Annotated in this window: 16 protein-coding genes; 9 read left to right on the top strand and 7 right to left on the bottom strand. The window is 63.0% G+C overall.

The window, feature by feature from the left end:
• Nucleotides 1-22 precede the first annotated feature (22 nt).
• The 3 genes from dnaN (at nt 23) to KY496_RS17205 (ending at nt 5,163) form a co-directional block, all read left to right on the top strand.
• On the top strand, nt 23-1,129 hold the full coding sequence (gene dnaN, locus KY496_RS17195; RefSeq protein WP_005664571.1) for a DNA polymerase III subunit beta: 1,107 nt from the start codon (nt 23-25) through the stop codon (nt 1,127-1,129).
• Between the two features lie 71 nt (nt 1,130-1,200).
• On the top strand, nt 1,201-3,702 hold the full coding sequence (gene gyrB, locus KY496_RS17200) for a DNA topoisomerase (ATP-hydrolyzing) subunit B (RefSeq protein WP_219861695.1): 2,502 nt from the start codon (nt 1,201-1,203) through the stop codon (nt 3,700-3,702).
• A 210-nt stretch (nt 3,703-3,912) separates the two neighbouring features.
• Nucleotides 3,913-5,163, top strand: coding sequence for an IS256 family transposase (locus tag KY496_RS17205; protein WP_157225494.1), 1,251 nt, complete (start codon nt 3,913-3,915; stop codon nt 5,161-5,163).
• On the opposite strand, the gene KY496_RS17210 is transcribed toward KY496_RS17205, so the two are convergent.
• Complete coding sequence (locus tag KY496_RS17210; protein WP_219861697.1) at nt 5,156-5,494, bottom strand: hypothetical protein; 339 nt, start codon at nt 5,492-5,494, stop codon at nt 5,156-5,158. The two genes, KY496_RS17205 and KY496_RS17210, sit on opposite strands and share 8 nt — an antisense overlap.
• Before the next feature lie 71 nt (nt 5,495-5,565).
• Nucleotides 5,566-6,852, bottom strand: coding sequence for an MFS transporter (locus tag KY496_RS17215; protein ID WP_219861699.1), 1,287 nt, complete (start codon nt 6,850-6,852; stop codon nt 5,566-5,568).
• A gap of 246 nt (nt 6,853-7,098) precedes the next feature.
• Between KY496_RS17215 and KY496_RS17220 the strand changes: the two genes are divergently transcribed.
• Nucleotides 7,099-7,530: a hypothetical protein gene (locus KY496_RS17220; RefSeq protein WP_184240248.1), complete on the top strand. Its 432-nt coding sequence runs from the start codon at nt 7,099-7,101 to the stop codon at nt 7,528-7,530.
• A gap of 60 nt (nt 7,531-7,590) precedes the next feature.
• Complete coding sequence (locus KY496_RS27370; RefSeq protein ID WP_273162201.1) at nt 7,591-8,355, top strand: HNH endonuclease signature motif containing protein; 765 nt, start codon at nt 7,591-7,593, stop codon at nt 8,353-8,355.
• Nucleotides 8,356-8,408: 53 nt separating this feature from the next.
• Here the strand turns inward: KY496_RS27370 and KY496_RS17230 are convergent, their stop codons facing one another.
• A complete protein-coding gene (locus KY496_RS17230; protein ID WP_219861701.1) occupies nt 8,409-8,933 on the bottom strand; it encodes a nuclear transport factor 2 family protein in 525 nt (174 codons plus the stop codon).
• Nucleotides 8,934-9,073: 140 nt separating this feature from the next.
• Nucleotides 9,074-10,177, bottom strand: coding sequence for a hypothetical protein (locus KY496_RS17235; protein ID WP_219861703.1), 1,104 nt, complete (start codon nt 10,175-10,177; stop codon nt 9,074-9,076).
• A gap of 565 nt (nt 10,178-10,742) precedes the next feature.
• Between KY496_RS17235 and leuA the strand changes: the two genes are divergently transcribed.
• Nucleotides 10,743-12,425 (top strand): 2-isopropylmalate synthase, encoded by a 1,683-nt coding sequence (leuA, locus tag KY496_RS17240; protein WP_040775737.1) that lies wholly within the window; start codon nt 10,743-10,745, stop codon nt 12,423-12,425.
• A gap of 42 nt (nt 12,426-12,467) precedes the next feature.
• Here the strand turns inward: leuA and infA are convergent, their stop codons facing one another.
• From infA to KY496_RS17255, 3 genes are all read right to left on the bottom strand, one after another.
• The gene (gene infA / locus KY496_RS17245; RefSeq protein ID WP_005664553.1) at nt 12,468-12,734 is read right to left on the bottom strand and encodes a translation initiation factor IF-1; all 267 of its coding nucleotides are present in this window, start codon (nt 12,732-12,734) and stop codon (nt 12,468-12,470) included.
• A 378-nt stretch (nt 12,735-13,112) separates the two neighbouring features.
• Nucleotides 13,113-13,370: a hypothetical protein gene (locus KY496_RS17250; RefSeq protein WP_005664552.1), complete on the bottom strand. Its 258-nt coding sequence runs from the start codon at nt 13,368-13,370 to the stop codon at nt 13,113-13,115.
• A 73-nt stretch (nt 13,371-13,443) separates the two neighbouring features.
• Nucleotides 13,444-15,093 (bottom strand): ATP-binding domain-containing protein, encoded by a 1,650-nt coding sequence (locus KY496_RS17255; RefSeq protein WP_219861704.1) that lies wholly within the window; start codon nt 15,091-15,093, stop codon nt 13,444-13,446.
• A 243-nt stretch (nt 15,094-15,336) separates the two neighbouring features.
• Here KY496_RS17255 and KY496_RS17260 point away from each other — a divergent pair, with 243 nt between their 5' ends.
• Genes KY496_RS17260 through KY496_RS17270 form a run of 3 tightly spaced genes read left to right on the top strand, consistent with a single transcriptional unit; the run spans nt 15,337 to nt 19,623 of the window.
• A complete protein-coding gene (locus KY496_RS17260) occupies nt 15,337-18,690 on the top strand; it encodes a DUF6701 domain-containing protein (protein ID WP_219861706.1) in 3,354 nt (1,117 codons plus the stop codon).
• A complete protein-coding gene (locus KY496_RS17265; RefSeq protein ID WP_219861708.1) occupies nt 18,687-19,172 on the top strand; it encodes a Tfp pilus assembly protein FimT/FimU in 486 nt (161 codons plus the stop codon). Before KY496_RS17260 ends, KY496_RS17265 begins: the two co-directional genes overlap by 4 nt.
• Nucleotides 19,162-19,623 (top strand): type II secretion system protein, encoded by a 462-nt coding sequence (locus KY496_RS17270; RefSeq protein ID WP_184240233.1) that lies wholly within the window; start codon nt 19,162-19,164, stop codon nt 19,621-19,623. Before KY496_RS17265 ends, KY496_RS17270 begins: the two co-directional genes overlap by 11 nt.
• The last annotated feature ends 4 nt before the right edge of the window (nt 19,624-19,627 follow it).

The following is a 19,627-nucleotide window of genomic DNA, read 5'->3' on the forward strand; positions in this document are numbered from 1 at the left end:
TTCAAACGTACTGAGGATAACTATGCAATTGGTCAAAACCACCCGAGATACGCTTCTCCGGCCACTGCAGATCGTGAGTGGTATTGTCGAGCGTCGGCACACTATGCCGATTCTGGCCAATATCCTCATTCGCAAGACCGGCGAGAGCGTGTCCTTCCTGTCGACCGACACCGAAGTGCAGATCACCACGCACGCCAATATCGGCTCGGGCGACGACGTGACCGGCACCACGGTGGCCGCACGTAAGCTGCTCGACATCCTGCGCGCGCTGCCGGAATCGGGCGACGTCACCATGACCCTGCAGAACAAGCGCCTGGCGGTCCAGAGCGGCAAGTCGCGCTTCGCGCTGCAGACCCTGGCGGCCGAGGAATTCCCGACCGTCTCGGTGGCCGACAGCTACAACGCCTCGGTGACCCTGCCGCAGAAAACGCTGAAGCACCTGTTCAATATGGTGTACTTCTCGATGGCCCAGCAAGACATCCGTTACTACCTGAACGGCCTGCTGCTGGTGCTGGACGGCAGCAATATCATTGCCGTGGCAACGGACGGCCACCGCCTCGCGTTCTGCCAGGTGGAGACCGAGCAGCAGTTCGAGCGCCAGGAAGTCATCATCCCGCGCAAGACCATCATCGAGCTGCAGCGCCTGCTGGAAGAAAGCGATGAAACCGTGCGCCTGGACATCGCGGCCTCGCAGGTGAAACTGACCTTCGCCGACATCGAGCTGGTCTCGAAACTGGTCGAGGGCAAGTTCCCTGACTACACCCGCGTGATCCCGAAGGGTTACAAGAACGACTTCACGATCAGCCGCGATGAACTGCTGCGTTCGCTGCAGCGCGCCGCGATCATGACCAGCGATAAATTCAAGGGCGTGCGCTGCATCATCGAGCCGGGCGTCATGAAGATCAGCTCGACCAATGCCGACCAGGAAGAAGCGGTCGAAGAACTCGAGATCGACTACGGCGGCGACGCGATCGACATCGGCTTCAACGTCACCTACCTGCTCGACGTGCTGAACAACCTGAAGTGCGACCAGGTGAACATCGCCCTGGGCGACTCGAATTCGTCGGCCCTGATCTCGATTCCCGACAATGGCGACTTCAAGTATGTCGTCATGCCGATGCGCATCTGACGCGTCGCGCGGGCCGCTCCGGCGGCCCGTATGCATTTGCCTGAACTAGATAGTCTTATAGAAAGCAGTCCATGTCCGAGAATATCCCAGCAGAAAAGCCCGTCGAAGTGGCGGATGAATACGGCGCAGCGTCGATCCAGATCCTGGAAGGCCTCGAAGCGGTGCGCAAGCGCCCGGGCATGTATATCGGCGACACCTCGGACGGCACCGGCCTGCACCATCTGGTGTTCGAAGTCCTCGATAACTCCATCGACGAAGCGCTGGCCGGTTATTGCACCGAAATCCACGTCACCATCCACTCCGACAACTCGATTTCGATCGCCGACAACGGCCGCGGCATCCCGACCGGCGTCAAGATGGACGACAAGCACGAGCCAAAACGCTCGGCCACCGAGATTGCCCTGACCGAGCTGCACGCCGGCGGCAAGTTCAACCAGAACTCCTATAAGGTATCGGGCGGCCTGCACGGCGTCGGCGTGTCTTGCGTGAACGCACTGTCGAAGCTGCTGCGCGTGACCGTGCGCCAGAACGGCAAGGTGCACCAGATGGAATTCACGCGCGGCGTACCGGTCGATCGCCTGATCGAGATGCGCGACGGCTTCGAGGTCTCGCCGATGAAGGTGATCGGCGAGACCGACAAGCGCGGCACCGAGGTGCATTTCTGGGCCGACGAAACGATCTTCACGCTGGTGGAGTTCCACTACGAGATCTTGTCCAAGCGTATCCGCGAACTGTCGTTCCTGAACAATGGCGTCAGCATCAAGCTCTCCGACCAGCGCACCGGCAAGGAAGAGCTGTTCGCCTTCGAGGGCGGCACCCGCGGCTTCGTCGAGTACATCAACAAGGCCAAGACCGTGCTGCACCCGACCGTGTTCCAGGCGACGGGCGACCGCATGTCGGACCAGAGCACGAATATCTCGGTCGACGTCTCGATGCAGTGGAACGATTCGTTCAACGAGCAGGTGCTGTGCTTCACCAACAACATCCCGCAGCGCGACGGCGGCACCCACCTGACCGGCCTGCGCGCGGCGATGACGCGCGTGATCAACAAGTACATCGACGAGAACGACTTCGCCAAGAAGGCCAAGGTCGAGATCTCGGGCGACGACATGCGCGAAGGCCTGACCTGCGTGCTGTCCGTCAAAGTGCCTGAGCCGAAGTTCTCGTCGCAGACCAAGGACAAGCTGGTGTCGTCGGAGGTGCGCGGCCCGGTCGAGGAAATCGTCGCCAAGACGCTCACGGACTTCCTGATGGAAAAGCCGAACGACGCGAAAATCATCTGTGGCAAGATCGTCGAAGCCGCCCGCGCCCGCGAAGCGGCGCGCAAGGCGCGCGACCTGACCCGCCGCAAGGGCGTGATGGACGGCCTGGGCCTGTCCTCGAAGCTGGCCGACTGCCAGGAACGCGACCCGGCGCTGGCCGAGCTGTACATCGTCGAGGGTGACTCGGCAGGTGGTTCGGCCAAGCAGGGCCGCGACCGCAAGTTCCAGGCGATCCTGCCGCTGCGCGGCAAGGTGCTGAACGTGGAAAAGGCGCGCTTCGAGAAGATGCTGTCGTCGGAACAGATCACGACCCTGATCGCGACCCTCGGCACCTCGATCGGCCCGGACGAATTCAACGTCGACAAGCTGCGCTACCACCGCATCATCATCATGACCGATGCGGACGTCGACGGCGCCCACATCCGTACCCTGCTGCTGACCCTGTTCTACCGCCAGATGCCGCAGCTGGTGGAGCGTGGCCACATCTATATCGCACAACCGCCGCTGTACAAGGTCAAGGCCGGCCGCGACGAGCGTTATCTGAAGGATGACATCGAAGAAGCCAGCTACATGATGACCGTGGCGCTGAACACCGCTTCGCTGATTCCGCGCGAAGGCGCCGAAGCGGTGACGGGCGAGGCGCTGGCCGAGCTGGCGCGCAAGTACAACCTGGCCAACGCCATCATGATGCGCCTGGCGCGCGTGATCGACCGCGCTGCCTTGACCGCGATCGTCAGCGGCGGCGTGGTGCTGGACTTGAGCACGCTCGAAGGCGCGGAAGCGTCGGCCAAGGCGATGGAAGCGGCGATCAACGATCCGGCGGTGAAGGTCAAGGTCAAGTCGGACGAGCTGTCCGAGAAGCACGGCCTGCGCATCGAACGCATCTACCACGGCAACGTGCAGGTGACCGCGATCGACGCCGACTTCGTGGCAGGCGCCGACTACACCGTGCTGGCCGATTCGGCCGCCACCTTCCAGGGCCTGATGGGCGAAGGCGCGATCGTGCGCCGTGGCGAAGGCGAGCGCATGAAGGAGTTTGCTGTGCGCGACTTCCACGCGGCGATGGAGTGGTTGCGTGAAGAGGCCGAGCGTGGCGTGAACAAGCAGCGCTACAAGGGTCTGGGCGAGATGAATCCGGAGCAGCTGTGGGAGACCACGATGGATCCGACCGTGCGTCGTTTGCTGAAAGTGCAGATCGAGGATGCCATTGCGGCGGATCAGATCTTTACGACGCTGATGGGGGATGAGGTGGAGCCGCGTCGTAACTTCATCGAGACTAATGCGCTGCGCGCTGGCAATATCGACGTGTAATCGCTAAGCGATACAATCAAACGGCCTCTTTTTGAGGCCGTTTGTATTTGTGCCAATTGAATCAAGCATCTCAAGCTTGGCCGGGTTCACTTACGGTCCATTCGTTGATGCAGAAATCTCGATATTTTCTTCAAACTCGAGCCTGTCAGAATTTCTGTGTGGAACGGGGTCATGAAATAATCCCGAAAGGACTGTTCCATGACCGAAGTGATGACCACCAAGAAGCCCAAAAAACAGAAAGCAGCGTACCCGTTTCCCGTTGAGCTGATCGACCAGTTGCTGGCCCAGGTTGAGAACAAGGACGCCGAGTCGATCCTTGGCGAATCGGGCCTCGCCGGGCAGCTCAAAAAAATGCTGGCCGAGCGTATGTTGTCGGCCGAGTTGAACCACCACCTGGCCAACGAGGAAGACGGCAGCAGAAACCACCGCAACGGTAGCAGCCCGAAGAAGGTCTTGACGCCAGGCGGGGAGCTCCACCTGGACATTCCGCGCGATCGTCTGTCGAGCTTCGAGCCCAAACTGGTGGCCAAACATCAGCGCCGGATGTCGGGCTTCGACGATCACGTTATCAGCATGTACGCTCGTGGTATGAGCGTGCGCGAGATTCAGGCGCATTTGCTGGAGTTGTACGGCACCGAGGTGTCGCCAGACCTGATTTCGACCATCACCGACGAAGTGCTCGAGGAGGTCGCGCAGTGGCAGCAGCGGCCGCTCGAGGCGATGTATCCGATCGTGTATTTCGACGCGTTGCGCCTGAAGATCCGGGACGAAGGCACGGTCAAGAACAAGGCCGTATATCTGGCCTTGGGCATTCGTGCCGACGGCCGCAAGGAAGTGCTGGGTCTGTGGATCGAACAGACCGAAGGCGCCAAATTCTGGCTGAAGGTTTTCAACGAACTCAAGAACCGCGGACTGGACGATATCCTGATCGCCGTCGTCGATGGCCTGCGCGGCTTCCCGGAGGCCATCGAGGCCGTTTATCCGCAAGCGCAGATCCAGACGTGCATCGTGCACCTGATCCGCAATTCGACGACGCTTGCGGCCTGGAAGGACCGGAAGGAACTGGCAGCGGCGCTCAAGCCGATCTACCACGCTGCCAACGCCGAGCTGGCCGAAGCGGCGCTGGATGCCTTTGCAGAAGGCCCATGGGGCACCAAGTTTCCGACCGTGGCCGCGATGTGGCGGCGCCAGTGGCAGCAGGTGATTCCGTTCTTTGCCTACCCACCTGAAGTGCGCACGATCATCTACACGACCAACGCTATTGAAAGCCTGCATATGCGTCTGCGGAAGATCGTCAAGAACCGTGGTCACTTCCCCAGCGACGAAGCCGCGACCAAGTTATTGTTCCTGGCCTTGCGCAATATCGAGAAAGATTGGAAGATGCCACAGCGTACCTGGAAGCAGGCTGCCAACCAGTTCGCCATCATGTTCGGCGAGCGCTTCACGAACGCGATTATCTAACTACGAATTCTGGCCCCGCACACAGAATTTCTGACAGGTCCTCAAACTCATTTAAGCGCGTCATGATCGCCTGGTCTTTCGCGTACTTGCGCTTCAGCTTACTGAGCTTTTTATCGGTGCCTGTGCAGAGCTTGCGAATTTCGCGCTCTATCTCTCTCATCCGCTGTGCATCAGGTGGGTCGGGAACCTCACCTCGGAAGTGGTCACAGCCTTCACGCTGTTCCACGTACTTGGCCACTTCAGTAGGAAACTTTGCTTCTGCAGCATTTGCTGAGCCAAAAATCATGCCAAGCATAACGCCTGCAGCTTTCAACATGATATTCATGGTCATGCCCCTGCGTCCGACCAATGCACATTAAAGATGATCCTTGCAGGCAATGCGTTGTGCTAGAACACGATCTATTAGTCCTGCTCCGGAATCGGTCGAACGACCAGGAACTGATACGACATGGCGCCAAGGAAGGCGATGCCGGCGCCGGTCAGCAAGGCCGGTACGAACGACCAAGCCTGTGCAATATAGCCAGTAAAGATCGGCGCCAGCGCACCACCGATAAAGCCCCCGAAATTCTGGATCGCGCCGAGTGAAGCCACACGGCTGCGCGGCGCCACCGCCGTCACCAGCGACCACGAACAGGCCGAGGCCGCGTTAGCCAGGAAGATCACGACCGAGATGCAGGCAATGGCCGCAGTATTGCTCTCGACCAGCGCGGCGGGAATCGTGAACGCCACCATGCCCAGCATCGACAGCACCACCGCCGTCCGACGACCCGCCACCACTGATTTGGCGCGGCGCGTGATCTGATCCGACGCCCAGCCGGCCGACAGCGCGCCCGCGAAACCGCACAGGAAGGGAATCGTCGCCGCCACACCGACATAGGCCACGTCCATCTGACGTTCCGTGCGCAGATACCCGGGCAGCCAGGTAAGGAACACCCAGTTCAAATAAACCGATCCGAAGAAGCCAAGCAGCATGCCCCAGGTGGCGCGCTGGCGGAACAGCGCGCGCCAGGACGCGAAGCCCGTTGCCGGCGCGGCCTCCAGGGTCTGGCCTTCGTCCAGGTAGGCCCGCTCGGCGTCGGTCAACTCCTCGCGCACCGGGTCGCGATACAGCATGACCCAGACGATGGCCGCGACGATCCCCAGCGCACCCGTGATAAAGAACGCCCAATGCCAGCTGGTGGCGGCGATCAGCGGCGACAGGCACAAAGGCGCCAGCGCAAAGCCCAGCGGCGAGGCCGAGTTATAGATGCCGGTCGGCGTGCCGCGCGCACGCAAGGGGAACCAGTTGCTCACCACCCGCGCCGCGGCCGGGAATTGCGGCGCCTCGCCGATGCCCAGCACGACGCGCGCCAGCACGAACCAGCCGAAGGTGGAGACGAGTCCGCCCGCCGCCTGTGCCAGCGACCAGATCACCAGTCCCGCACCGAGCAGCCAGCGTGGCCCGATCTTGTCGACCAGGGCGCCCACCGGCAACTGGCACAGCGCATAGCTCCACGAGAAGGCCGACAGCAGCACGCCCATCTCGCCGAGCGAGAGGCCGAGGTCGGCGCGGATGAATTCATTGGCGACAGCGAGCGTGGCGCGGTCCAGGTAGTTGATGACGCCGGTGACGACCAGCAGGACCAATGCCAGATTCTGGCGATAGCGGATGCGCGAAGTCGCAACCAGGTGAGTAGGGGTAACGTTCATTTCGGGATGGTATCAAACACGATCACCCACCGGTTGCGCCTTTTTTGCCATGGCATGTTTGCAACACAGCGGCTATACCGCGCAAAACTCGTGCTACCATCCGCTCCGGGCTGTGCAGGACGCCCACTCTCGCGAAAGCCAGCGCACCTGCCAACGTCCACGACGTGACCGTTTTTCAGGAGTTCAATCCCTGTTCATTCACTGATGCCGTAGCGAGAGCGGCCGACACCATGTGAAAGGACTGGCATGCGCCTCCATCGAAACACCCCTCCAGACACCAATACCGATTTCCTACGCCGCTACGCCCGTGGCATGCTGCGCAGCGCCCATTCGGACCAGCCAAGCAAGGCCCTGCCCATCGTGCGCCGTGTGCACGCGGCTGGAACGACAGCGGATGCGCGCGTAACGCAGATCTATCACGCACGCGCGACGCTGCAACTCAAGCACATGTTCCGCACCTTGGCCGCAGAGCTGGGTTACGCGACCTGGGATGCCTGCAAGCGCGATATCGATCGCCGTCCGCCGGAAGTGCTGGACCGCTTCCGGCTCGATCTCGGCGCGTTCGGCGACCATGAACACATCTGGTTTGCGGACCAGCCGACCGCCGCCGCCTGGCAGCGTGAGCACGGCGGACGCATGGTCGAGTATGGGAAGCAGGCTGTCGTGATGCCAGCCTGAACGCAACCTGTTCATATTGTTGTCAAGATATTGAACAATAGATAGACTGGGCGAACTGCATTGTTCGCCCAGATCATGTCCGAACTTTTTCAAGCGCCATCTATTGTCAACAATACTCCGTGGACGGACGAAGAACTCACGAGCGCCATCCAATCTTATCTTGATATGCTGCGCGCTGAACTCAATGGTCAGCCATATAGCAAAGCAGAAGTAAATCGGCAGCTCCGAATGGGACCACTATCCACTCGGACTAAAGGCTCGATCGAGTTCCGGATGCAGAACATCTCTGCGGCGCTCTATGAACTTAGAATGCCGTGGATCGCGGGGTATCTGCCGGCCAGGAATATCGGGAGTACCGTCAAAGAAAAAATGGTTGCGCTGCTGCGCGACTGCGGAGTGGAATTCTTAGAAGCGTACATCCCAACATCGGACCACCTGACGCTAACGGCCAAGGTGAGCGCGTTAAGGAAGCAAACGCTAGGTATGCGGCCGCTCGGAAGCTTTCAGCCTGCCATGGTGTCGACGATTACGACATCGTATGTTCGCGATCCGGCCGTCAAAGCTTGGGTACTTCAAGCTGCACAAGGTCGATGCGAGGCCTGTGATAGCCCTGCGCCTTTCGTCGGTATGGACGGCCTGCCTTACCTCGAGGTTCACCATGTCATGCCGCTAGCGAGCCACGGCTCCGATACGACAACCAATGCCGTGGCTCTTTGCCCAAATTGCCATCGTCGCTGTCATTCATCGATCGACCGCGATAACTTTAAACTCCACCTGTATCAGAAGATACCGCGCCTGATCGTTGAAGCGCCGACAGCGGATTAACTGCGAACGACGTTCGCTACTGATGCTTCAGCGATTAGAGTCCGCCAGAACAGTCATTGCGAGGCCGGCACGCGCCGCAACACGTCGTCATACGGCGCCAGATCCAGATAGGCCGTCACCTCAATCGCGCGGCCGCCTTGCATGCGGAAGATCCACAGATAGCTGTTGCGATAAGGCTTGCCGTCCTTCGCCACCGCTTCGCCATCCCATTCGATGATGACGTGATCGCCATCGGCCCACAGGTTGCGGATCGTGGGCCGAATCTGGCGCTGCAGACGGGTCGACAGCGGCGTGACCGCACCGTCGATCAATTCCTGCTTGCCGCGAAGAACGCGCGCGGTCGGGCTGCTGCCCTTGATGGTCCAGACCACATTCGGCGCCAGCATGTCGTCGAAGAACGTCCGTCCGCCGGCGGCCCAGGCAGCGAATGCTTTATTAACCGCTTCCTTGTTGGCCTGCGCTTGCGCCGAGCCGCTGTCGGCACGCGCCGAAGACGCAGACCAGACCAGCGCAGCCATCAACACCCAGGCAGCCGCCCAACGTGACGAACCACCCGAATCGGATCGAAAGAATTTCATAGCGCACTCCTTGATGATCGTTGAATGGGAAGGCCATCCCGGCTCTTCCGCTTCCGGCTAGTATGCAGCGCACGCGCTGGCGCGCGGTAGCTCGATCATCCGGGAAGCTTGCACGATCATCCGAAGATGCGGGTCAGCGCCTACGGCAGCCTGATCTTGACCACCGCATTGCCGGACGTGACATACAGATTGCCCTTGCCATCCGTGACGATGCCGCGCACGTCGGCCAGGCTGCCCGGCAGGTCGCCGGTGCGCAGGGTGGTCGACCGTGTCGAGCCCGCCACCGTCGTGACCACGCCTTCCGGCGTGATCCTGCGCACCAGGTTGTTGATCGCATCGGCTGCATACACATTGCCGCGCGGGTCGACCGTCAGCGCCACCACCTGCTCGAAGCGCGCGGCGGTGCCGACGCCGTTGTTCGATCCCCGGGCATTCGCCGCGCCGGCCAGGAAAATCATATTGTTGACGCCAATCACGCCGTTCGGGTTCCAGCGACTGATCTCGCGATCCAGGTCGAACACGAACACGTTGTTGTTGTTGTCCACCGCCACGCCGCGCGGCTCGAACAGGCTCCCCCCCGTCAGGTTGTTGACGACGGATTGGCCTTCCAGCATCAGTGTATTGTCCCCCGCAATCCTGCGCGTACTGTAGCTGTTGGTGATGAACAGGTTATAGTTAGCATCGACCGCGATCGCGCCAGGCACCACGGAGGCCAGCCGGCCCTCGCTGACGTTGTTCCCGATGGGGATCGTGGCCGTCGTGCTGACGCGTCCAGCGGAGGTAATGCTCCGGATGCGCAGATTATCGGCGACATAAATTGTTCCGCGCCTGTTCACCGCCACGGCCACCGGATTACCGAAGCGGGCATTGCCCGCGTCGCCATCGACAAAGCCGCTGGTGCCGGCCGCCCCAGCCACCGTCGTGACAACGCCTGCCGGCGTGATCTTGCGAATGACGAAGTTGCCGGTGTCCGCGACATACAGATTGTCATCGGCATCGATCGCAATACCCTGCGGCCATTTGAAGCGCGCAGCCGTGCCGGCGCCGTCCATCGTGCCCTCGATCGTCGGATCGCCCGCCAGGATCGACAGCGCGGCCTGCGGCGGGGGAGATTCGCCGCCATCCTCGTCGTCCTCGTCCTTCGGTATGCCGTCGCCACAGGCGGAGCACAGCAGCATCAGGGCGGCGGCGCCACACAGCTTGAGGCGAAGTCGGGCAGTGTCGGTCACGGAACGGCGAGTCATGAATCTCTCCAAAAAGGTCCGTCTTCGATGCTACCACGCAGCAAACTACCGGCCGCTGTTCTCAGCCATGGTAGCTGCATAAACTGCATCGCCAGTGCGCCCCACGGCGTCGAAGTGACACTTTCGCCAAACAACCCACGTAATCAACGCGGCGAATTTCCCGTACTTTCTTTTCCACAACCGGCACTTTCCCGCTTGACATACGGCCAAGAGTTCCTTAAAGTCGAAATTATGTCTTTCACCCTGCATCTGTCGACCTCCCTACCAGCCGCCGGCGCGCTATCGCTGGCTGCCCTGCTACTACGCGCGTAACGCTCCGCCGTACGTCCCGGCTCCGCCGGCCCCAACAGCAGTAGGATTCGCACCGATGTCTACCACGCCATTTTTCGCACCATCGCATTTTCCCACCGGGCTCGTCCTGGCGGCAGGCTCGCGCGCAGGCATTCGCCTGCTGCTAAAGCTACCGATCGGTTGCCGGGCCTAGCGTTTTCGTGGCCCGTCCGGCAGCCTCCGCCACCTCGCAGACCCACAAGGTCGCCCAGTGACCACCCCATCAGGAGCCCCGATCATGCTGAACAATCCCGCCACCAAATACCGTCCCTTCCCCGCCGTCCCGTTGGCCGACCGCCAGTGGCCGAGCCGCACCATCACCACGCCGCCGATCTGGATGAGCACCGACCTGCGCGACGGTAACCAGGCCTTGATCGAGCCGATGAGCGTCGAGAAGAAGCTGCGCTTCTTCAAGATGCTGGTCAAGATCGGCATCAAGGAGATCGAGGTCGGCTTCCCGTCCGCCTCGCAGACCGACTTCGACTTCGTGCGCATGCTGGTGGAAGACAAGCACATTCCGGACGACGTCACCATCATCGTGCTGACCCAGTCGCGCGATGAGCTGATCCGCCGCACGGTGGAATCGGCGGTCGGCGCCAAGCGCGCCATCGTCCACGTCTACAATTCGGTGGCGCCGGTGTTCCGCCGCGTGGTGTTCGGCATGGAGCGCGACGAGATCGTGCAGATCGCGGTCAAGGGCGTCCAGCTGATCAAGGAACTGGTGGCCCAGCATCCGCAGACCCAATGGGGCCTGGAGTATTCGCCGGAATCGTTCTCGACCACCGAACTCGATTTCTCCAAGCAGATCACCGACGCGGTCAGCGCCGTATGGCAGCCGACGCCGGATAACAAGATGATCGTCAACCTGCCGTCGACCGTCGAGGCGGCGACGCCGAACGTCTATGCCGACCAGATTGAATGGATGTGCCGCCACCTGAACAACCGCGAATCGCTGGTCATCAGCGTCCACCCGCACAATGACCGCGGCACCGCTGTCGCCGCCGCCGAGCTGGCGGTGATGGCCGGCGCCGACCGCGTCGAGGGCTGCCTGTTCGGCAACGGCGAACGCACCGGCAACGTCGACCTGGTCACCCTGGCGATGAACCTGTACACGCAGGGCGTCAACCCCGGCCTGGACTTCTCGGACATCGACGCCGTGCGCCAACTGGTCGAGGACTGCAACCAGCTGCCGGTGCATCCGCGCCATCCGTATGCGGGCGACCTGGTGTTCACCGCCTTCTCGGGCTCGCACCAGGACGCGATCAAGAAGGGCTTCGCCAAGCAGCAGCCCGACGCCATCTGGGAAGTGCCGTATCTGCCGATCGACCCGGCCGACCTGGGCCGCAGCTACGACGCCGTCATCCGCGTCAACAGCCAGTCGGGCAAGGGCGGCATGGCCTATCTGCTGGAACAGGAATACGGCCTGCAGCTGCCACGGCGCCTGCAGATCGAATTCTCGCGCGCCGTGCAGCGCGTGGCCGACGAGAGCGGCCGCGAGATCAACGCGGGCGACCTGCACGCCCTGTTCGCGCGCGAATACCTGGAGCAGGACGAGCCGTATCACTACATCTCGCACCGCATGGTCGAAGACAGCGAGCACGAGGTCCAGCTCGACGTGAACGTGGCGCGCCACCATGCGCAGCAAGCCTTCGCCGGCACCGGCAATGGTCCGATCGACGCCTTCGTGAACGCGCTGGGCTTGGAGATCCGCCTGATGGACTACCACGAGCATGCGATCGGCTCGGGCGCCGATGCGCGCGCGGCCTGCTACGTCGAACTGCGCGTGGGGAATGGCCCGACGCTGTTCGGCGTGGGCATCGACAGCAATATCGTGACCGCCTCGTTCAAGTCGGTGCTGTCGGCGGTGAACCGTCACATGGCGGCGAGCGCAGAGAATCCGGCCGCGCTGGCGGCCTGAAGTTCCAGGCGGGGCGGCGCACGCCCTGCCTGCGCCGATCGATCAGCGGCGGCGCTGCGGGGCGCGGCGCGGGCCGGCCGGTCCGCGCGACTCGAGATGGCGGAACACGATGCGACCCTTGGTCAGGTCGTAGGGCGAGAGCTCCAGCGTGACGCGGTCGCCCATCAGGATGCGGATGTGGTTCTTCTTCATACGGCCGGCCGTGTAGGCGATCATCTTGTGGCCGTTTTCCAGCTCGACGCGAAAACGCAGTTCGGGCAGCACTTCCGACACGAGGCCGTTCATTTCGATCAGTTCTTCTTTTGCCATGCGGGTTCTCCTGGAGGTGCGGCGCCGGCAGGCGCCGGGCGTCGTTGATGCGGGGGGATCGTGGGGCCCGGCATCGAGCGCCAGGAGAGGGATGAAAAAAAAGCCCGCATCCTGCGGGCTTCGTTTCAAAGCATTACCGATTTATCGCCGCTCCTGCCCATGCTATCTGCGTGGTGCCGGAGCTATGGGCGCCCGCGCTATCTGCGCGGTGCGTCCGCTGTACAGGCTGACTGACATACCGAAAACACGTCCTCCGGAAAGTCGCGCACTGCACAGGCGCGGTCACGGATCGGAGGACTTTCGACCAGGCGTGGCCTGATCGAGCAGCCGAGTATAACAGCTTTTTTGTGCGGCGCACAAAATAATGTTCGTACTGTCTCAATGCGGCATCGGCTCTTCGCCGTCGTCGCGGCCGGCCGTGAAGCGTTCGGCCGCGGTCGACGCATCGTCGTCGGCTCGCGAATGGACGGCCGCCTCGGGCGGATCGAGCATGTCGGCCAGCATGGCCTGCAGTTCCGGCGTGTCCCAGTCTTCGCCGGCGCGCTGCCGGCGGTGGATGTAATGCTGGATCTCGCTATGCTGTTCGGCGGTCAATGGCAGGCCGTGGAACGTGGTGCCCGGGGTCGCTTCGCGCATGCTGCCTCCTGTGCCCTGCCGATGTGGCCGGATGCACCGACTATACGCCGGCGCGGGCCCGGTGGCGCGCGCTTCACGCCGTGGCGCCCGGGCCGCTCATCCGGTCCAGCATCTGCAGCGAGGCGCGCTCGCTCATCACCAGCACCAGCTTCAGGCGCGCGCGCGTCATTCCCACGAAGAGTTTACGCAGCGCGCGTTCGTCCAGTTCCTCGAAATCGATCTCGGTGAAGATCAGCGCCGGGGCCGATTGCCCCTTGAAGCGGTACACCGACTCCGCCAACAAGCCTCCTTCGCGAAATACCGGGTTGCCGAACAAGTCATAGGCCCCGGTGAACGAGCGCAGCGTGTGCGAATCGCTCAACCGGTCGAGCTTCAGGATGGCCGATTTTTCGCGTCCGCGAAACGCGCAGATCGCGATGTCCTGGCGCCCGAAGCCCGCAGCCAGGCATGAGGTCACGGCGCGCCGCGTCTGCGCCAGCATCGCTTCCTCGTCCCCTTCCGGATACGTCAGCTCCTCGATGTCGGCGCCCTTGAACGGGCTGCCCGCCTCCACCGGCTGGCGCGCGGCGCCGAGCGCCGTCAGCATGTCGACGATCTGGCGCGGGCTGCGGTAGTTGGTGTGCGAATGCAGGGTGACCCAGCCCGGCAGCGGCACCATCGCGCGGCCGTACAGGTTCTGGTCCGGGTCTTCCATCCAGATCGCGCGCCCGTCAGGCTTGAGCATGCGCAGCACGATGTCGCGCCAGGCCACCGAGAAATCCTGGCCCTCGTCGACGATCACCACGTCGAACTGCCAAGTCTCGGGCAGTTCGGCTCCCGTCATCGACGTTTCGATCTTGTCCCAGACGTCCGCCGCGCCGTAGTCGGGCGTGACGTCCTGCGCGCGCAGCCAGGCGTCGGACAGCATGTGGAAGGTGGCCACCCGCCCGCCCGCCGGCACCAGGCGTTCGATGTGGTCGGCCAGCGGCCGGTTGAAGCAGACGTAGAGCGGACGCAGGCCGGCGTCGAGCGCAGCCGTGTATTCGGCCAGCGCCAGCTGGGTCTTGCCGCTGCCGGCGGTGCCGATCACGTGCAGGCGGAACGGAGAAAATTCCAGCCGCCGGGCCCATGTCGCCAGGCCGCCCGACAGCCGCGTCACCATCTTTACCGCGTTGCCGATCATGGCGCTGGGATCGGGCCGCAGGTTCAGCGTGTCGCCTAAAAAGCGCGTGACCTTGTCGAATTCGTCGGTGCGGTCGGTGATGGGCAGCGACTCGCGGATCACCCGCGCCAGCTTGGGCTTGTTGGTGGCGTCGATGATGTGGTCCGGGTCGATCCCGGCCAGCTGCTGGTCGCGCACGATGTAGTCGGGGCAGTACAGCAGATAGTCGACCGACAGCGTGCCGTGGTAGCGCTTGGTCAGCCCCTCGATGGTCGCCAGGATCTGGCTGCGGATCTTGCGCGGCTTGCCCTGGTAGCTTTTCACCAGGCCTTCCGGCGTCTCGTTCAGGAAGCCGGCGACCTGCTCGATCACCAGGATGCGGCCGTTCGGGGCGAGCACGATGAAGTCGACGTCGCCATAGACCGAGTACCCCTGCTCGACGTTGGTCCAGTGCACGCCGTGGTAGATGACGTACGGCGTGTCGGCCAGGCGCTGCTCGAGGTAGGCCAGGGTTTCGATCTCGCGCGCGGCGGCGCCGGTGACGGCCATCTCGCGCCAGCCGGCTGGTTGAATATGGGCCATGGTGTCCGCAAGCGTTAGTAAGGTGGAAACTATTGTAAGTCTGTTTCCATGATAGTCACACACCGTTGTCCGGGGAACGCATTCTTGGGCGGGAATGCGACCAGATCGTTGCCGAAGTGAAAAACTTATTGTCGCCTGGCGGCAATCCGGTGCACACTTTCGGGAATTACGCTTAGCGTCAGGGTCTTCGTGCATTTTCCTTTCGTTCTTACAGCAATTCCAGCGCTGCGCCTGTGGACGTGGATGCTGCTGTGCGTGCTGTGCCTGACGCAGGCGCCGGCGCAAGCTGGCGAGGTGCATGCCTTCAATGGAAGCAGGGTGAAAGGTTGCCAACTCGACGGCAAGGCATACACCTGCGGCAACCTGCCCTCGAGCGCATGGGACGACTCGATGGCGATCGCCAACGGCTACAGCGTCCATATCAGATCCAGTATCAGTCCGGGCTGGGACTATGGCGTGTCGATGTCCGGCAGCGCGCGCCTGAGCAGCGGGGGTTCCATCAACCTCAACGGGATCAACCCGGAAAAGATCAGAATCTCCGGGGGTTCGTTCGACGCGGCCGGCGAGTTCTCCCTGACCAGGCCGGTCCGCGTGACCGCCAACGTGACGGCCGGCTCCATGACGCTCGGGGGCGAAGCGGGCTTCCAGATCACCGGCAATATGGTCTCGAAAGGCGCGGTGTCGGTCGCCACCAGCGCCATCGTCAACGGCTCGGTCAGCGGCGGCCAGGTCACCGTCGGCTCGTCGGTGAAGATCAGCGGCGGCCTGGCCGGGACGGGAGCCGTGTCGATCGGCTCCAGCACTACCATCGGCGCGGGAGTCAGCGGTTCGTCCATCACGGCCGACTCCTCGGTGACCGTGACCGGCAACGTGGCGTCGGCCGGCGAGGTGTCGATCGGCTCCAGCGGCATCGTCAACGGCTCGGTCAGCGGCGCCCAGGTCACCACCAACTCATCGGTCAAGATCAGCGGCAGCGTGACCGCGACGGGGAAGGTGTCGATCGGCTCCAGCAGCACCGTCGGCGCGGATGTCACCGGCACCTCCATCACCACCGACGCTTCGGTCACGATCACCGGCACGGTCAAGGCCAGCGACGTCCTGACGGTCGGCTCCCATTCGACGATCCGCGGGCCGGTCAGCGGCACGAACTCGATCACGCTCAACTCCCCGTCGACCATCGTCGGCACGGTGAGCTCGAAAGGGCCGATCACGATCGGCTCGCACGCGAACATCGATGGCGCGATCAGCGGCACCGTCGTCACCACCGGCTCGCCGGTGACCCTGAAAGGCGATATCGTCGCCACCAGCCGCTTCACGCTGGCGTCGGGAAGCACGGTCAACGGCAATATCACCTCGCCTGAAATCGAGATGTATGCGGCCAGCAGCATCGTCACCGGCAAGGTCACGGCGTCGACATACCTCACCATGGGACACGCGGTGCGCATCAACGGCGACGTCGACACCGGCCAGCTCAAGCTGGAAGCCTCTGATGCGCTCATCAACGGCAATGCGGCGGTCGACTTCGCGACCCTGTACTGGCATGGCCGCGTCAGCGAAAAGATCTTCTGCAAGAAGGGCACGCGGCCGGGTTACTGCGATTGCGTCGACAACCAGAGCGACTATCCGGTCAATACCGCCAACGGGCCACGCTGCGAGGCACCCAAGCCGGCAGCCGGGGCGCTCGACCACTTCCTGATTTCGCACGATGGCAGCGGCTCGGTGTGCGCGCCGGAATCGGTGACGGTCGCCGCCTGCGCCAATGCCGATTGCAGCAGCAAGTTCACCGGCGGCGCGCAGGTCAAGCTATTCCCCGGCAACGTGAGCGCGGACACCGGCAGCACCGGCACGGTCAAGGCGACCGTCTCGCGCAACACGGTGGGCTCCGAAACGCTGCGCCTGACGTCCGGCGGCACCACGCCGGTACGCTGCATCCGCAGTGCTCCCGACGAGAACAGCGTGAATAGCTGCGACATGAGCTTTGCCGGCGCCGGCTTCGAGATCGAGGTCCAGCCTTTCAGGGCGGGCGAGAGCATCCAGGCGATCATCAAGGCCCGGGAGAAAAGCGACAACACCGACTCCTGCGTCGCCAAGTTCAAGGAACAGACGATCGACGTCGAATACAGCTGCGCCTATGTCCGGCCGGGCACCGGCGGCGAAACCCTGAACGTGACCGGCGGCAGCGGCATCGCCCTCGCCTGCGCTGCCGGCAAGGCGCAAACCCTGGCGACCTCGTTCGACAGGTATGGCGACGCCAAGGTAACGCTGGCCTACGAGGATGCCGGTGAGTTGGGCCTGAAAGCGAAGTCCGGCGAAGTGGAAGGCGAGGCCACCTTTGGCGTCGCACCATACAAGTTCGGTCTCACAGCGCCGGCAGGGCCGATCCACGCGGGCGATACGTTCGATGTGGCAGTGTCGGCGCTCAGCAAGAACAACAAGGTCACGGCGAACTTCGACAAGGCGAAGCTGCCGCCTAGCGCGACCATGACGAATATTTCCCTGAACTGCGTGCGTCCGGTCGGCGCCATAGCCGGTCAACTCACGAAGAAAGCATTCGAGTTCGGCGAAGGAAAGGCCACCGCGGCGGTGTCGTGGAACGAAGCCGGCAGCCTTCAGCTGACGGCAAAGACGGAGACGACATTCCTGAACACCGGCTTGGACACCGTGGGGAGCACGCAGGCCACCAACGGAACCGACCATTGCACCAGCGTCGGGCCGGTCATTCCAAAGTATTTCCTGGTCGAGCAGTTCAACGAGCCACGCAAGCCGCTCGACTTCTTCTATGCGGGCGAGCCGATTCCCGTCAAGGTCACGGCAATGAACGCCGCGGGCCAGGCGACCGAAAACTATTCGGACGGCATCGTCAGCCAGACTGTCACGCTCACTGCCTACGACAAGGAAGGCAAGACAGCGAACCCGAACAGCGGTGTCCTGGGATCCGCGACGATCGCGGCGAGCGCCTTTGCCAAGGGCGTGGCGCGCGCCAATCCCACCTATTCCTCGCCGGCCGACGCCAATGGCAAGCGACTGCCGCTCGCGCCCGGCGTGATGCGCCTGCGCGCGCAGAACGCCGACAATACGGTCGGCTCGGGCGGCGACGATAGTCATGAAAAAGCTCAGCCGGAAATTCGCAGCGGGCGTCTGCGCATCGCCACGCTGTTCGGCCGCGCTGGCTCCACGCTCGATCTACCGGTCACGGTGGAATACTGGAGCGGCGCCAGCTGGCTCCTCAACAACAGGGATGACTTCACCATCGTGCCTGCGGCAGCCATCGCCCAGACCTCGCATGCCCACGCCAACGGCAGCGGCGCCAAGCCCAAGACCCAGGTCTTTTCCGATCTGAAGCTCGATGGCGGCAAGGCCAAATTGCCAGTCCAGGGCGATGCGGCGGGCTGGATCAACATTGCCTTCAACCTCGGCATCGACACCACGCACGACCAGTCCTGCCTGAAGGCCGACCCGATCCGCACCAGTGCTGGCGCCAAGCTGCCCTGGCTGCAATCGCTCGGCGGCTGCGCCGATCCATCCGGCCGCGCCACCTTCGGCATCTTCGCGCCCGAGAGCAAACGCATCATCCACATGCGCGAGGTGTTCAATTGAAGCGCGCATGGCGGCGCCAGGACGGCTTCTCGATGGTCGAACTGATCACGGTGATGGTGCTGATCAGCGTGCTGGCCGCGATCGGCATTCCGCGGCTGATGGGCGGGAACAGCATCAATGCCGTCGTCTTCGGCGACCAGGTGGCCAGCGCCTTGCGCACCGCCCAGAAGAGCGCGGTGGCCAAGCGCCGCATCGCGTGCGTGACGACCTTCGAGCGGCGTCTCGAGCTGCGCATCAGCACGGCTGCCGGCATGGCCGGTTGCAACCTGCAGCTCGACGGCGCCGGAGACGGCACCTTCGACAGCAACGATGGCAAGGTCAGCATGAACAACCCGCAGCCCGCCCTGTTCTTCCGTCCGGACGGCACGGTCGCCGCCGCGGCGGATGGTGCGCCGCTGGCGGGCTTCGACATCACGGTCAGCGATTCCAGTGGCGTGCGGCGCACGATCCACGTCGACGGGAGGACCGGTCTTGTCAATTAAGCGCATGGCCGGGATGACCCTGGTCGAGCTGATCATCGCCATCGCGATCGTGGGTACGGCGCTGGCCGGCCTGGTCGCGGTCTACAACCGCGCCAACGTTGCCAGCGCCGACCCCTTGATCACCCAGCAGATGCTGGCCATTGCCGAAACCATGATGGAAGAGGTCATGCTCAAGCCCTACGTCACAGAGGGCGGCAGCGCCGCACAGCCTGAAAACCGCGCCGACTATACCGAGGTCACTCACTACAACGGATATGCGACCAGCGGCGGCATCGTCGACGTGGCCGGCGCTCCGATCGCAGGCCTCGACCGCTACGACGTCGCGGTCAGCGTCACACCGGCAACGCTGACGGACATCGCCGATGCAGACAATGTCCGGCGCATCCAGGTGGTGGTGACGGAACGCGGCGGCCAGCAATTGCAGCTCACCGGCTGGAGGACCAGGCCATGACAGC

Source organism: Massilia sp. NP310, from assembly GCF_019443485.1.
Taxonomy (GTDB): Bacteria; Pseudomonadota; Gammaproteobacteria; order Burkholderiales; family Burkholderiaceae_D; genus Telluria; species Telluria timonae.

Coding starts and splice junctions, on each gene's coding strand:
- KY496_RS17220 (WP_184240248.1), top strand. CDS start 7,099: ATGCGCCTCCATCGAAACACCCCTCCAGACACCAATACCGATTTCCTA.
- infA (WP_005664553.1), bottom strand. CDS start 12,734: ATGGCAAAAGAAGAACTGATCGAAATGAACGGCCTCGTGTCGGAAGTG.
- dnaN (WP_005664571.1), top strand. CDS start 23: ATGCAATTGGTCAAAACCACCCGAGATACGCTTCTCCGGCCACTGCAG.
- KY496_RS17205 (WP_157225494.1), top strand. CDS start 3,913: ATGACCACCAAGAAGCCCAAAAAACAGAAAGCAGCGTACCCGTTTCCC.
- KY496_RS17235 (WP_219861703.1), bottom strand. CDS start 10,177: ATGACTCGCCGTTCCGTGACCGACACTGCCCGACTTCGCCTCAAGCTG.
- KY496_RS17210 (WP_219861697.1), bottom strand. CDS start 5,494: ATGACCATGAATATCATGTTGAAAGCTGCAGGCGTTATGCTTGGCATG.
- KY496_RS17215 (WP_219861699.1), bottom strand. CDS start 6,852: ATGAACGTTACCCCTACTCACCTGGTTGCGACTTCGCGCATCCGCTAT.
- gyrB (WP_219861695.1), top strand. CDS start 1,201: ATGTCCGAGAATATCCCAGCAGAAAAGCCCGTCGAAGTGGCGGATGAA.
- KY496_RS17255 (WP_219861704.1), bottom strand. CDS start 15,093: ATGGCCCATATTCAACCAGCCGGCTGGCGCGAGATGGCCGTCACCGGC.
- KY496_RS17230 (WP_219861701.1), bottom strand. CDS start 8,933: ATGAAATTCTTTCGATCCGATTCGGGTGGTTCGTCACGTTGGGCGGCT.
- KY496_RS17250 (WP_005664552.1), bottom strand. CDS start 13,370: ATGCGCGAAGCGACCCCGGGCACCACGTTCCACGGCCTGCCATTGACC.
- KY496_RS17260 (WP_219861706.1), top strand. CDS start 15,337: ATGCTGCTGTGCGTGCTGTGCCTGACGCAGGCGCCGGCGCAAGCTGGC.